Here is a 13,454-nt window from a genome sequence, read left to right as displayed (position 1 = left end):
GCCCTCGGGCCTGTTCGGGTCAGTGCCGCAGGGCGCGGTGGAGGCGGCCGAGGACGAGGCCCCGGCGGACGTCGTCGCGGGCGAGCAGGGCGAGCGCGTGCTCGTGCACGGCCACGTCGTCCGGGGCCCGTTCCCCGTGCCGCAGCGCGTGCTCGGCACGGACACTGGCCAGCACCGCCTCGCGCACGGCGACGTCGAGGTGGCTGCGCCACTCCAGGACGCCCGGCGCCTCCGAGCCGGGAAGCAGCGGACCCCGGTAACGCCGCAGGGCGGTATCGGTGTCGCCGCGCTCCAGGGCACGCAGCACCTCCACGGCGTCGCAGCGCACCGGAACCGTCAGCGCGTAGTGCCGGGTGGCGACGGCACCGCCGAGTGTGCGGCGCAGGTGGGACATCTCGGCCTTGAAGGTGGAGGCCGTCACCGGACGGTCGCCGTAGAGTGCCGTGCGCAGCCGTTGGGGCGAGAAACCGTCGGGTTCCAGCGCGAGCAGGGTGAGGATCTCCACCTGGCGGGGCGGCAGCGCCAGCCGGCTCCCTCCCCGGTCGGCGTACCCGGCCCCCAGGCAGGTCAGCCGCACCGGGTCCGGTTTCCGGCGAACGTCGGCCTCGTGCAGCCCCACGTCACGCAGTCCGGCCTCGATGCGGGAGGTCAGACCGCGAACGGTGGACATGGCCAGCGGATGCGAACGGTCCCAGGTGGTGGAGAGGTCCAGCACGCCCAGGACGCGGCCGTCGGGCCCGTGGATGGGCGCGCAGTAGCAGACCCAGCCGTGCAGGGCGGTCACCAGGTGCTCGGCGGAGAAGACGCTGCTCGGACGGCCGGTACGCAGAGCCAGGGAGAGCGCGTTGGTGCCCATGGCCGCCTCGTCCCAGCGACCGCCGGGCGCGAAGTTGACGCGCTCGGCACGGCGGCGCATGGTCGTGCCGCCGCAGGTCCACAGGATGGTGCCGCTCTCATCGGTGACGGCGCTGACGAAACCGGCATCGTCGGCGACCCCGCGCAGTTCGGCGGCGAGGGCGCGCACCGGGCCGCGCAGCGGCGAGCGCGCCCAGCGGTGGTGCACGGCGCCGTCCTCCGCCACGGGAGCGCTGGTCTGCCGCGGGTCAACGCTGCCGAGCGAGCGGGCCCAGGACTCGGTCACCTCCCGGCGCAGCGCCGTGGGGACGTCGGACGGCGACCCGGCCTCGCCCAGTGCGGGCACGAGCCGCGACCACGCGTGCTCCAAGGTGGCTCTGCGCCGCCTGAGTTCGCCCGGGACCGCCATGTGCTTCCCCCCTGTCCTCGTACGGGGACTGCCGAAGGCCGGTCCCCGTACGCTCGGGACGCGCGGCGGGAGTGCGGCTCCGACCCGAAGTCTTCGGCGAGGGAGGGCGGAACGCAAGGTGGCGTCGTCGGTCGAGGGCGCGGGCACCACCGCGCGCCTGGTGGACGACGCTCCCGGGGCCGACGCCGGCCTGGGCGGGCCTCGGGCCACGCAGGCCGGGTGACGGCTGGCGCCCCGGGTCAGTCGCCCTCGTTGGGGACGACGCGGGTGACCCGGCCGTCGGGGTCCGCCTCCAGGAAGCCCACCTGGTCGTAGTCGTTCGTCAGGTAGACGGCCATGCCCAACGGGGTGTCGAAGGTCGGGTCGGGGGCCAGTACGACGAGGTAGCGGGAGGTGACGTCCTCGACGTTGAGCTCCTTGTCGGCGCGTCTCAGCAGGGCGGGAACGGCGTCCCAGTCGAGGTCGTCGATGCTGAACGGGCTCTCCAGCGCGCTGACCGAGCCCTGGATGATCCCCTTCTCCGCCCCGCGCTCCGGGCGATAGCTCCAGCCGTCGTACCGGCTGTCGCTGCCGTCGACCATGACGTCGGCGGAGACGTGGGTCCGGTGGACGGTGAAGGAGCTCATGCGGTCCGTCCCCGCCGCCTTCTTGAGCGCCTCCACGGCGGTACGGATGCCGTCCGGGGTGAGCAGGTCCTCCGGCGGCTCCTCGGCGGGACCGGCGGGCCCGGGCTGTTCCTCGGCCTCCGGGTCCCGGGCCGGCGTCGCGGTGGGCTCGGGGGCGCGCGGACCGGCGGACGCGCCGGACGGCTTCGCGCCCGGGTCGTCGGCGTCGTCGCCGCCCCACGGCAGGAGGGCCACCAGGAGGACGCCCGCCAGCACGGCCGCGGCGGCCGAGGCGGCCAACGCGACGCGGCGGACCCGGCGTACGGGGCGCTCCGGGACGGCGTCCCGGGGCGGCTCCGCCGGTCCGGCCGGCGCGGAGGGCGGGCTGACGCGGTAGGAGGTGACGGTCTCGCCGCCGGTGGGCGGGGCGTCGGCGGGCTCGGGCTGCGGTGCGGGGTGGCCGGCCTCCACCGCCGCGAGCAGGCCGTCCAGGGCCGCGGCGGAGGGCCGGGCGGCCGGGTCCTTGCGGAGTGCCGCCGTCAGCACCGGCGTGAGCGGTCCGGCCTGGACCGGCGGCGGCAGCTCCTCGTTCAGGACGGCGGCCAGCGTGGCGAGGGTGCTGTCCTTCCGGAGCGGGTGGCGGCCCTCCACGGCGACGTACAGCATCATCGCCAGCGACCACAGGTCCGCCGCCGGACCGCCGGTCTGGCCCGAGATGCGCTCCGGCGCCATGTAGTCGGGGGTCCCGATGACGGAGCCGGTGGCGGTGAGCGCCGTCGCCTCCCGGACGGCCGCGATGCCGAAATCGGTGAGGACCGGCCGACCGTCGGGGCGCAGCAGGACGTTCGCGGGCTTGACGTCGCGGTGCTCGATGCCCGCGTCGTGGGCCGCCCGCAGCGCGGCGAGCAGCTCCCGGCCCAGCCGGGCGGCCTCACGGGGCGCCATCGGGCCACGTGCGAGCCGGTCGGCCAGCGAACCACCCGTCACCAGCTCCATGACGAGCCACGGGTAGGGGTACTCGCCGCCGTCCACGACGTGGTGGATGGTCACCACACCGGGATGGTCGACGCGGGCCAGCGCCCGTGCCTCCCGCAGCACCCGGGACCGCAGCGTGGCGGCGGCTCCGGGGTCGAACTCGGCCAGCTCCGGGTCGGGAGGCCGGACCTCCTTCAGTGCCACGGCCCGGTCCAGCACGAGGTCCCGCGCCCGCCACACCATGCCCATGCCGCCACCGCCGAGGCGCGCCTCCAGCGCGAAGCGGCCGTCGATCACCCGTCTGCCGGGCTCCCCCTCCGTCATGCGAAGGATGCTACGAGACCCCACCGACGGGCCCACACCGGCCCGGACGGGGAGCCTGCCCGTCCGCGACAGTCGGGGCCGCGTCGGCACGACGTGGGCCTCCCCGGCCGGTCCTTCCGGCTGGGGAGGCCCACGGGAGCAGACCGCTGTCGGGCGGGCCCTACGCGAGCTCGGAGGGGGCGCCGAGGGGGTCGGGGCCGCCCGACGCGCTGGCCGGCACGGCCTCGGCGTACCGTCCGGCGTGCTCCGGGGCGGCGTGCTCCGGGGTGGCGTCGAACAGTACGGGCACGGGCCGTACCGGCTCCGGGCTGAGGGGTTCCGCCGGGAGGCCCGGCTCCGCCGGGTGGCGCGCCTCCGCGTCGCCCAGGGCGCCCTGCCCGCTCTCCCACGGGTCGGAGAACAGCTCCCGGTAGGCCACCGCTCCGCCGTACTCCGCGATCATCCGCCGGGAGTTCTCCCTCGCGGAGACCACCGCCTCGTGCCGCACCGACGTCCCCATGGCATCGGCCCGGTTCACGAGGCTCTGGACGAGCGGGCGGATCTGCGCCGACAGACGGCCGCAGGCGCCGGAGGGGCTGACCACCTCGCCGAGGATGACCCACCAGGCTCCCGCGGCGGCACCCGTGTTGGCGACGAAGTCCGGGATCACCGTCACCCCGCGCTCCAGCAGGCGCCGCTCGGCCTCGGGGGTCGTCGGCACGTTCGCCGCCTCCACCACGAGCCGGGCACGGATCTCCTCGCAGTTGTCCGTGGTGATCGTGTAGGAGACGGCCGCCGGGACGAGCACGTCGACGTCCTGGCTCAGCCACGCCTCACCGGGACGCTCCTGATCGTCGTCGCGCAGGACCGAGCGGTCGATGACGCCGCCCGGGCTGCGCGCGGACAGCAGGAGCTCCACGTCGAGACCCCGCGAGGTGTTGAGGACGAGACCGCGCGCGTCGGTGATCCCGACGACCCGCACCCCGGCCCGTGCGAGGTAGAGCGCCGTGGAACCGCCCATGGCGCCGAAACCCTGCACGACCGCGCTGGCCGTCGCGGCGGGAACGCCCCGCTGTTCCAGGGCCGCCAGGGCCGCCTCCGCCACCCCGAAGCCGCCGACCAGCTCGGAGAGCTTCAGCCCGTCCGTCCGGGCGGCGAACGCCCGCCGGACGCGCGCGCGCACCTCGCCCTCGTCCGGGGCGCGGACGACGGCGGCGTGGAAGGAGGTCTCGCCGAGCCCGACCCGCGCGAAGCTCCGGTCGAGCTCTTCCTGCTGGGTGCCGAGATCGCCCGCGGTGACCCAGAAGCGTTCGAGCAGCGGCCGGGCCGCCTGGAGAAACCGCTCCCGCACCTCCGCGGCGCGCGGGTCGGCGGGGTCGAAGTCGATGCCTCCCTTGGCACCGCCGACGTGGATGCCGAAGGCGCCCATTTTCAGGGTCATCTCCCGGGCGAGCGCTCCCACCTCGTCGGCCGTGCAGCCCGGACGCATCCGGAGCCCTCCGGTGGCGATACCCGTGACCAATTGGTCGATGACGACATAACCGCGCGCCGAGGTCTCGGAGTCACGCCAGGTGACCTGAAGATAGGGTTCATGCTCTTCATGCTCGAATACGTGAAGCGGCGTCTCGATGGCAGTTCGCAGCACTTGGCACTCACCCTTTCCAGGATCTGTCGGTTCGACCTCTGCCGTGTGCCCCTTCCAGGCACGCAGTCCTTGCGCGGGTACGGAGAATCACGTGTTCACGGGCAGCACAAAACGCTTCGGAAGCCGCGAAGGAATCGCGGCACGACAGATGAGCCCGCAAAGACGCGGAAAATGGGTCTGACGAAAAGTGCAGAGAACAGATGAGCAGTCTTGCCCATGTCCGTAGCGCCCACTGTGAGGTCGCGGTTCTGCGGTTGTCAAGAGCCCACTTGGCGCCACTCCCCCACTCGAGTTCCGCCCTCTGCCCGGCCTATTCGACCGGGAAATCGAACAATTCCCGTGCGGGTCTCGACCACGCCTCGACCTCACCGGAGAAGGCGCAGCTCAGAGCGCCCGTGCGCAGGCCGCGCCCGGACCTGTGCAGAGGGGGGACGACGCCCGCTCCCCGACGTCGGCGCCGGGTCGGACACCTGCGGCGCGGGCCCGGGAACCGGGGGCTCAGGCGGGCAGACCGCGGGGGCGGGCTCCTCACCCGCCGGAGGCCGTGTCCACCTGTGATCGTTTGTGTTCGGCGAACGGGCGGGCCGGAGCACCGCTGCGCGGCTCGGCGCCATGAACGCCGGCGAGCAGTGCTCCGATCGTTGCGCGAGGCCGGCACCGGGCAACGGCAGCTCCGGGCACGGCCGCGCACAGCGGCATCGGCCAGGCCCCCGGCTCCCCGCTTCACCACCGCTGAGCCCGGGGCCGGAGCGCAGGCGTGCGGAGCCTCAGGGTGATCTCCACGCGATACGCTCATCCGCAGACGGCACCGGGAGGATCTCATGGCGGCGCACGAGCGCTGGACGCGCCTGCTCGACGCGCTCAGTGAGCGGGGGCGGCTGGAGGTCGGCGAGGCCGCCGAACTCCTCGGCGTCTCCCCGGCCACGATCCGCCGGGACATGGAGGAGCTGGCCCGTCAGCAGCTGCTCACCCGCACGCGCGGCGGCGCGGTGCTCAGCGGCGTCGCCTACGACCTGCCGCTGCGCTACAAGACGGCCCGCAAGGCCGACGAGAAGCACCGGATCGCCCGGGCGGCGGCCGGGCTCGTACTGCCCGGCGCGGTGGTCGGGCTCAACGGCGGGACGACGACCTCGGAGGTGGCCCGCGAGTTCGCCACCCGGGCCGACCTGGCCGACCACGCCCCGGGCACGGCCCTGACGATCGTCACCAACGCCATCAACATCGCGGGCGAGCTGGCCGTGCGCCCCTATGTGAAGACGGTGGTGACCGGAGGCGTGGCCCGGCCCAACTCCTACGAGCTCACCGGCCCGCTGGCCACCGAGGTGCTGAACGGGCTCTCCCTGGACTACGCCGTCCTCGGCGTCGACGCCGTGGACCCGGAGTTCGGTGCGGCCACGCATGACGAGGGCGAGGCCAGCGCGAACCGCGCGATGGCCGAGCGGGCCGGCAAGGTGGTCGTCGTCGCCGATTCGACCAAGCTGGGGAGGCGGGCGTTCGCCCGGGTCTGCTCGGTTCCGGAGATCACGGTGCTGGTCACGGACCGCGCCGCGCCGGGCGAGCTGGTCGAGAAGCTCACCGCGCAGGGCGTCGAGGTCCTGACGGTCTGACGGGCCTGACGCGTTGAGGGCCTGAGCGTTCACCCGTCGCAACACCCCCGCACGTCACCTCCAGCCTTGCACTTCTTGCGCATGCGTGCGCAGAGTTGAGCGAACCACCGCCTCCGCGCGCACTTGACGTCATCCGTGCGGGCTGCTCTGATGACGCACCGATACGGGACGTCGGCGGGGCCGGCAGACGGTACTCGCCCTTGCCGGAGAGGCGGTTGCGATGAGACGACGCGCGCGAGGGGCCCGGAGAAGGCGGCGGCACGGCAGGCGTCCCGGCATCCTCACACTCGTCGGGGCCATGGTGGCGGCGCTCTTCACCGTCGCCGGCCCGACGGGCCCGGCCGCGGCGGCGACCCCGGGCGACGTCACCGGCGTCACCCGGTCGGGGAACACCTACACGATCAGTACGACGCACGCGGCCACGGTGCGGGTCCAGCTGGCGCGGGAGGACGTCTTCCGGATCTGGCTCTCCCCCGACGGCACCTTCGCCGACGACCCCGCGGGGAGCAAACTGGCCGTCACGACCGACTTCGGACCGGTGTCGTCCAGCCTCAGCGACGAGAACGGGCAGTACCGCATCACCACCCCGGCGCTGTCGATCACGGTCGACAAGTCTCCGCTCACCTTCTCCGTCCACCGGGCCGACGGAACCCTCGTCTGGCGGGAGTCCGAGCCGCTGTCCTGGACCGGCACGCAGACCAGCCAGCGCCTCGCCCGGGGCGCCGACGAGCAGTTCTACGGGACGGGGCTGCGGCTGGGCGAGTGGGCGCTGCGCGGCAAGACGGTTCCCATCGCCGTGGACAACGCCTGGCGGGAGAACTCCAACGCCAGCCCGGCGCCGTTCTACATGTCCACCAACGGCTACGGCGTCATGCGCAACACCTGGGCGCCCGGAAGCTATTCCTTCACCGCGCCAAGCGTCTTCGCCCACGACGAGAGCCGCTTCGACGCCTGGTACTTCGTCGGCGACTCCCTCAAAGGCGTGCTGGACGCGTACACCGACGTCAGCGGCAAGCCGTTCCTCGCGCCGCTGTGGGGCTTCGAGCTGGGCAACGCCGACTGCTGGAACGCCTCCAACCCGGACTACACCGGCGACCACGACCGGGCACGCCACCAGACCACGCCGGACGTGCTCGGCTACGCCGCCGACGCCCGGGCCGCCGACATGCCCTCGGGATGGTTCCTGCCCAACGACGGCTACGGCTGCGGCCACACCGAGCTGCCGGAGACCGTCGCGGGCCTGGCGGAGCTGGGCTTCAGGACCGGGCTGTGGACATCCACCGGTCTGGACTCCATCGACGAGGAGGTCGGCGTCGCCGGGAGCCGTGGCGTCAAGACGGACGTGGCCTGGATCGGCAGCGGCTACGAGTACGCCTTCGACGGCGTCCAGCAGGCCGTCGACGGCATCGAGGACAACTCCGACGCCCGCCGCTTCGTGTGGACGGTCGACGGCTGGGCCGGCACCCAGCGCAACGCGGTCGTGTGGACCGGCGACACACACGGCACCTGGGACGACATGCGCTGGCACGTCCCGGCCATCGCCGGCGCCGGGCTCTCCGGCCACAACTACGCGGCCGGTGATGTCGACGGCATCTTCGGCGGCAGCCCCGAGACGTACGTGCGCGACCTGCAGTGGAAGGCGTTCACCCCGGCGTTCATGACCATGTCCGGCTGGGGCGCCACCCATCCCGAGGCCGGCTACCAGGACAAGCAGCCCTGGCGCTTCAGCGACCCCTACCGCTCCATCAACCGCACGTACCTGAAGCTCAAGATGCGGCTGATGCCGTACCACTACACGATGAGCCACCACGCCAGCCAGACGGGTGTGCCCGCCACCCGGGCCATGGTCCTGGAGTACCCGGACGACCCGGTGGCCCGCGGCAACCTCACCAGCGGGCAGTTCATGGCCGGCGACTCCTTCCTCGTCGCCCCCGTGGTCTCCGACACCGCCACCCGCGACGGCATCTACCTGCCCGCCGGGACGTGGACCGACTACTGGACCGGCACCACCTACTCCGGCCCGGGCTGGCTCAGCGGCTACTCCGCGCCGCTGGACACCCTGCCGCTGTTCGTCAGGGGCGGGAGCATCGTGCCGATGTGGCCGCAGATGAACCACACCGGCGAGAAGCCCGTCGACCAGCTCACCTACGACGTCTATCCGCGCGGAAGCTCCGACTTCACCCTCTACGAGGACGACGGTGTCACCCGCGCCCACCGCGAGGGCGCCTTCGCCACCCAGCGGGTCGACGTCGCCGCACCGGCCGCCGGTACCGGGGACGTGAGCATCGACGTCGGTGCGGCCACCGGCTCCTACGACGGCAAGCCCGCGTCCCGGGACTACGAGTTCACCGTTCACGTGGCCACCGCGCCCTCGGCCGTCACGGTGGACGGGGCGGAGATCGGAGAGCTCGCCTCCAAGAGCGCCTACGACGCGGCCGAGAGCGGCTGGTTCTTCGACCCGGAGGACCGCTCGGGCCTCCTGTGGGTCAAGGCGGGCGGCCACTCCGGCGCGTTCACCGTCACCGCCTCCGGCGTCACGCTGCTCCCGTCCACCGAGATCCCCGACGACGCCGGGACGCCGATCCCCCGCGGCGACTGGAGCGTCGTCCACGCCGACAGCGAGGAGACGAAGGGCGAGGACGGGGCGGCCGCGAACGCGATCGACGGCGACCGGGCCACGCACTGGCACACCGCCTGGAGCAACAGCCCCGACCCGCTGCCCCACGAGATCCAGCTCGACCTCGGCGCCCGCTACGCCGTGGACGGCCTGAGCTATCTGCCCCGGCAGGACGGCGGCGACAACGGTCGGATCGGCTCGTACGAGGTCTACGTCTCCGACACCACCGGCGACTGGGGCAGCCCGGTGGCGACGGGCGCGTTCGCCGACACCGCGGCGGAGAAGTCCATCGCCCTCAAGCCGAAGACCGGGCGCTACCTGCGGCTCAGGGCTCTCACCGAGGCCGGGGACAGCGGCCCCTGGACCAGCGCGGCCGAGATCTCCGCGACCGGCGCCGCCGTCCCGCCGCCGACGGACGTCACCCTGGTGAACGGCGCCTCGTCCACGTGCGTCGACATCCCCCACAGTGACACCAGCCCGGGCGTCGAGCCCACCCTGTACCCGTGCCACGGAGGCCCCAACCAGCGCTGGACGTTCGCCGACGACGGCGCCCTCACCGGCAAGGACGGTGTCTGCCTGGACGCCGCCACCAACCCCGTCACCGTCCAGCCCTGCGACGGCTCCGCCACCCAGCAGTGGCGGCTCGGGCCCGAGTCGGCCGTCACCAGCGGCGGCCGCTGCCTCGCGCCCGTCGGATCGGCCACCGCCAACGGCACCGAACTGAAGACGGCCCGCTGTTCCGGCACGGCAGACCAGCGCTGGACGCCCACGGGCTGACCCGGGGTCGACGGGGAGTGGAGCCGTGGTGGCGCGCAAGCGCGGAGCCACGGCTCCACGCCGTTCCCACCGCCGCGCCGGCCCCTGCTCGTGTGCCGCACCGTCCCGGGGCGGCACACCGCCGCGAGGCAGCCGCTCCGGACGTCCCGGCGCGCGCCTCACAGCGGGCGAGTGGACCATGTGAGCCGCGGAAAAGTGGACCATTCAGGCCCGGTCGGGTGACCTAGCTTCATCGGCAGCCCTGCTTCCCTCTCCCGTGAGGAGCACGTTTTGGCAGCCACCCGAGCCTTGTCGATAGCCGTCGTCGGAGTCGGCCCGCGCGGCCTCGCCGTGCTGGAACGTTTGTGCGCCAACGCCCGCCACACCCCGTCGGTTCAGGGCGTCCGCCTCCACCTCGTCGACCCGTGGCCGGCGGGCGCCGGCGCCGTCTGGCGCACCGACCAGTCCCGCGAACTGCTCATGAACACCGTGGCCTCCCAGATCACCGTGTTCACGGATCTCACCGTGACGATGGACGGTCCGGTCGAGCCCGGCCCCAGCCTGTACGCCTGGGCGGAGGAACTGCGCGCCTCCGGCGCGACGGGCCTCGGCCCGCAGGACGCGCCGACCCTGGCCGAAGCCGGGTCGCTCGGCCCGGACGACTACCCCACGCGCGCGTTCTTCGGCGCCTACCTGCGTGAGATGTTCAGACGCGTGTGCCGCGACGCACCGCCTCACGTGGAGATCACCACTCACCGGAGCCGGGCCGTGGCCCTCACCGGCGGTACCGAGGAGGTGCCCGAGCAGAGCATCCGGCTGGAGAACGGACGGCTGCTCCGAAGGCTCGACGCCGTGGTCCTCTCCCAGGGCCACGTCGCAGCCGAACTCGGCGCCGAGGAGCGGGCGCTGAACGCCAGGGCCCACGAGCTCGGGCTCCACTACGTCGCCCCGGCCAACCCGGCCGACGTCGAGCTCGGCGCCGTCACGCCACGGGACACCGTCCTGTTGCGCGGCCTGGGGCTGAACTTCTTCGACTATCTGGCGCTCTTCACCAGCGGCCGCGGCGGGACGTTCACACGGCGGGGCGGAAGCCTCGTCTACGAACCCTCCGGTCTGGAACCGCTGCTGTGCGCCACCTCGCGGCGCGGCATTCCCTACCACGCCAGGGGCGAGAACGAGAAGGGGGCGCACGGGCGCTACTTCCCGAGGCTGCTCACCGCCGAGCGCATCGCCGGGCTCCGGCAGCGGGCGAAGGACGGCGACCGGATCTACTTCGGCACCGACCTGTGGCCCCTGATCTCCCGCGAGGTCGAAAGCGTCTACTACGAGACACTGCTGGCCCGGCGGGGTCGCGAGGCCGACCGGGCGGCGTTCACCGAGCTGTATCTGGCGGCCGAACGGCCGGAGCACCGGGGCGAGGTGCTGGACGCCTTCGGCATACCGCAGGACAGCCGCTGGAACTGGGAACGGCTCGCCCACCCCTGCGCCGGGACGGCGTTCACCGACCGGGAGGCGTTCCACACCTGGCTCATCGCCTACCTGGAGCGGGACGTCCGGCAGGCACGCGGCGGAAACGTCAGCGATCCGGTCAAGGCGGCCCTCGACGTCCTGCGCGACCTGCGCAACGAGGTACGGCTCGCCGTCGACCACGGTGGGCTGGACGGGAACTCCCACCGCGACGAACTGGACGGCTGGTACACGCCGCTCAACGCGTTCACGTCGATCGGCCCTCCGGCCTTCCGCATCGAGCAGATGATCGCCCTGATCCGGGCGGGAGTCCTCCAGGTGACCGGTCCCGGAGCGACGATCCGGGTGGACACGCGCGATCCGGCCTTCGTCTGCGTCTCGGAGCGGATACCGGCACCGCCGGTCAGGGCCCGCGTGCTGATCGAGGCCCGGCTGCCCGAACCCGACCTGCGCCGTACGGCCGACCCGCTGATGCGCCGGCTGCGGGACGGGGGACAGGCCACGCCGTTCCGGATCGACGGCGGCTGCGGAGTCCGCTACGAGACGGGCGGGATGACGGTGACGCCTCGCCCCAGCCGCCTCGTCGACGCCCACGGCCGCCCTCACCCGCGGCGCTTCGCGCACGGCGTGCCGACCGAGTCCGTGCACTGGGTGACGGCGGCCGCGGCACGCCCCGGCGTCGACTCCGTCAGCCTGGGTGACGCCGACGCCATCGCCCGTACCGTCCTGGCGCTGGGCCCGGCGGCCCGGCAGCCCGAGTCCACGCGTGTGGAGGTGGCCTCATGACCGCGCCCGACGACCGGCAGCCCGACTCCGGTCTCCTCTCCCCGGTACGCGCCGGCACGCCGGTCGAGTCGGCCGTCGCCGACGTCGCCTGGCTGCAGGCGATGCTCGACGCCGAGGCCGCACTGGTCCGGGCGCAGGCCACGCTCGGCACCGTGCCCGCAGCCCGCGCCAAGGCGATCACCGCGGCGGCCCGTGCCGAACGCTTCGACGTCCGGGCGCTGGCCGTGGAGTCGCGGGAGACGGCCAATCCGGTCGTCGCTCTGGTACGGGCGCTGACGGCCGCCGTGGCGGCGGACGACCCGGCGGCGGCCGAGTACGTCCACCGCGGCTCGACCAGCCAGGACATCCTCGACACCGGCGCGATGCTGGTCGCCCGGAGGGCTCTGGAGCTGATCCGGGCCGATCTGTGCCGTGCGGCCGAGGCGCTGGGGCGGATGGCACACGAGCACCGCGACACGGCCATGGCGGGCCGGACCCTGGCCCTGCAGGCGGTTCCGACCACCTTCGGCCTCAAGGCGGCCGGCTGGCGGCAGCTCCTCCTCGACGCGCACGACCGCGTCGACCGCGTACTCGACGGCGGGCTCCCCCTCTCGCTCGGCGGAGCCGCGGGCACGCTGGCGGGGTATCTGGAGTACGCCCGGGTGGACGCGGAAGGGGTGGACGGCACGGACCCGGTGGAGCCCGAGAGTTACCCCGACAAGCTGCTGGACGCCTTCGCCGCGGAGACGGGGCTCGCCCGGCCGCCGCTCCCCTGGCACGCGCTGCGCACGCCCGTCGCCGACCTCGCCGCCGCCCTCGCCTTCACCGCCGGGGCCCTCGGCAAGCTGGCCCTGGATGTGCAGACGCTCTCCCGCACCGAGATCGGGGAGGTGGCCGAGCAGGCCCGTGAGGGCCGGGGCGCATCCTCCGCCATGCCGCACAAGCGGAACCCGGTCCTGGCCACGCTGATCCGCAGTGCGGCGCTCCAGGTTCCCGCCCTCTGCACGGGGCTGACGCAGTGCCTGATGGCCGAGGACGAGAGGTCCGGCGGGGCGTGGCACGCCGAGTGGCAGCTGCTGCGCGAGGCTCTGCGGCTGACCGGGGGCGCCGCCCACACGGCCGTCGAGCTCACCGAGGGGCTGGCCGTGCACCCGGAACGCATGGCGGCCAACCTGGAGCTGACCGGCAGTCAGCTCGTCTCCGAGCGCGTGACCGCCCATCTGGCGCCCCGGCTCGGGAAGGCCGAGGCGAGGCGACTGCTCACCGAGGCCTCGGCGCGCTCCGCCCGTACCGGGGCGCCGCTGGCCCGGATTCTCGCGGAGATCCCCGCGGTGGCGCGGGCGCTGGGCCGGGAGCGGATCGAGGCCCTGTGCGACCCCGAGGGCTATGTGGGCGCGGCGGGGACGTTGGTCGACCGCGCCCTCCACTAGCCGGACCTCTCCTGGCCGCC

Annotated in this window: 7 protein-coding genes; 4 read left to right on the top strand and 3 right to left on the bottom strand. The window is 73.7% G+C overall.

Annotated features, from left to right (window positions below; all coding sequences use genetic code 11):
* Window positions 1–19 precede the first annotated feature (19 nt).
* The 3 genes from HPT28_RS01030 to HPT28_RS01020 all read right to left on the bottom strand — a co-directional run bounded on the left by HPT28_RS01030 (window position 20) and on the right by HPT28_RS01020 (window position 4,792).
* Window positions 20–1,225, bottom strand: a complete 1,206-nt coding sequence (locus tag HPT28_RS01030; RefSeq protein ID WP_257577843.1) for a transcriptional regulator — start codon at window positions 1,223–1,225, stop codon at window positions 20–22.
* A gap of 278 nt (window positions 1,226–1,503) precedes the next feature.
* Window positions 1,504–3,168: a serine/threonine-protein kinase gene (locus tag HPT28_RS01025; protein WP_219088269.1), complete on the bottom strand. Its 1,665-nt coding sequence runs from the start codon at window positions 3,166–3,168 to the stop codon at window positions 1,504–1,506.
* Window positions 3,169–3,328: 160 nt separating this feature from the next.
* Window positions 3,329–4,792 (bottom strand): Glu/Leu/Phe/Val dehydrogenase dimerization domain-containing protein, encoded by a 1,464-nt coding sequence (locus HPT28_RS01020; protein WP_219088268.1) that lies wholly within the window; start codon window positions 4,790–4,792, stop codon window positions 3,329–3,331.
* Window positions 4,793–5,613: 821 nt separating this feature from the next.
* Here HPT28_RS01020 and HPT28_RS01015 point away from each other — a divergent pair.
* From HPT28_RS01015 to pcaB, 4 genes are all read left to right on the top strand, one after another.
* Window positions 5,614–6,399: a DeoR/GlpR family DNA-binding transcription regulator gene (locus HPT28_RS01015; RefSeq protein ID WP_219088267.1), complete on the top strand. Its 786-nt coding sequence runs from the start codon at window positions 5,614–5,616 to the stop codon at window positions 6,397–6,399.
* Window positions 6,400–6,697: 298 nt separating this feature from the next.
* Window positions 6,698–9,793: a TIM-barrel domain-containing protein gene (locus HPT28_RS01010; RefSeq protein WP_219088266.1), complete on the top strand. Its 3,096-nt coding sequence runs from the start codon at window positions 6,698–6,700 to the stop codon at window positions 9,791–9,793.
* Between the two features lie 270 nt (window positions 9,794–10,063).
* A complete protein-coding gene (locus HPT28_RS01005) occupies window positions 10,064–12,025 on the top strand; it encodes an FAD/NAD(P)-binding domain-containing protein (RefSeq protein ID WP_257577842.1) in 1,962 nt (653 codons plus the stop codon).
* The gene (gene pcaB / locus HPT28_RS01000; protein ID WP_219088265.1) at window positions 12,022–13,434 is read left to right on the top strand and encodes a 3-carboxy-cis,cis-muconate cycloisomerase; all 1,413 of its coding nucleotides are present in this window, start codon (window positions 12,022–12,024) and stop codon (window positions 13,432–13,434) included. Before HPT28_RS01005 ends, pcaB begins: the two co-directional genes overlap by 4 nt.
* Window positions 13,435–13,454 lie beyond the last annotated feature (20 nt).

This window comes from Streptomyces sp. JJ38 (assembly GCF_019303475.1).
GTDB lineage: Bacteria > Actinomycetota > Actinomycetes > Streptomycetales > Streptomycetaceae > Streptomyces.
Note: the sequence above shows the minus strand (reverse complement) of the source record. Positions and strands in the feature narration are given on the sequence as shown.

What these genes read in the sequence shown, in the direction of transcription:
- HPT28_RS01025 (WP_219088269.1), bottom strand. Translation starts at nt 3,168, where the DNA reads ATGACGGAGGGGGAGCCCGGCAGACGGGTGATCGACGGCCGCTTCGCG.
- HPT28_RS01015 (WP_219088267.1), top strand. Translation starts at nt 5,614, where the DNA reads ATGGCGGCGCACGAGCGCTGGACGCGCCTGCTCGACGCGCTCAGTGAG.
- HPT28_RS01010 (WP_219088266.1), top strand. Translation starts at nt 6,698, where the DNA reads ATGGTGGCGGCGCTCTTCACCGTCGCCGGCCCGACGGGCCCGGCCGCG.
- pcaB (WP_219088265.1), top strand. Translation starts at nt 12,022, where the DNA reads ATGACCGCGCCCGACGACCGGCAGCCCGACTCCGGTCTCCTCTCCCCG.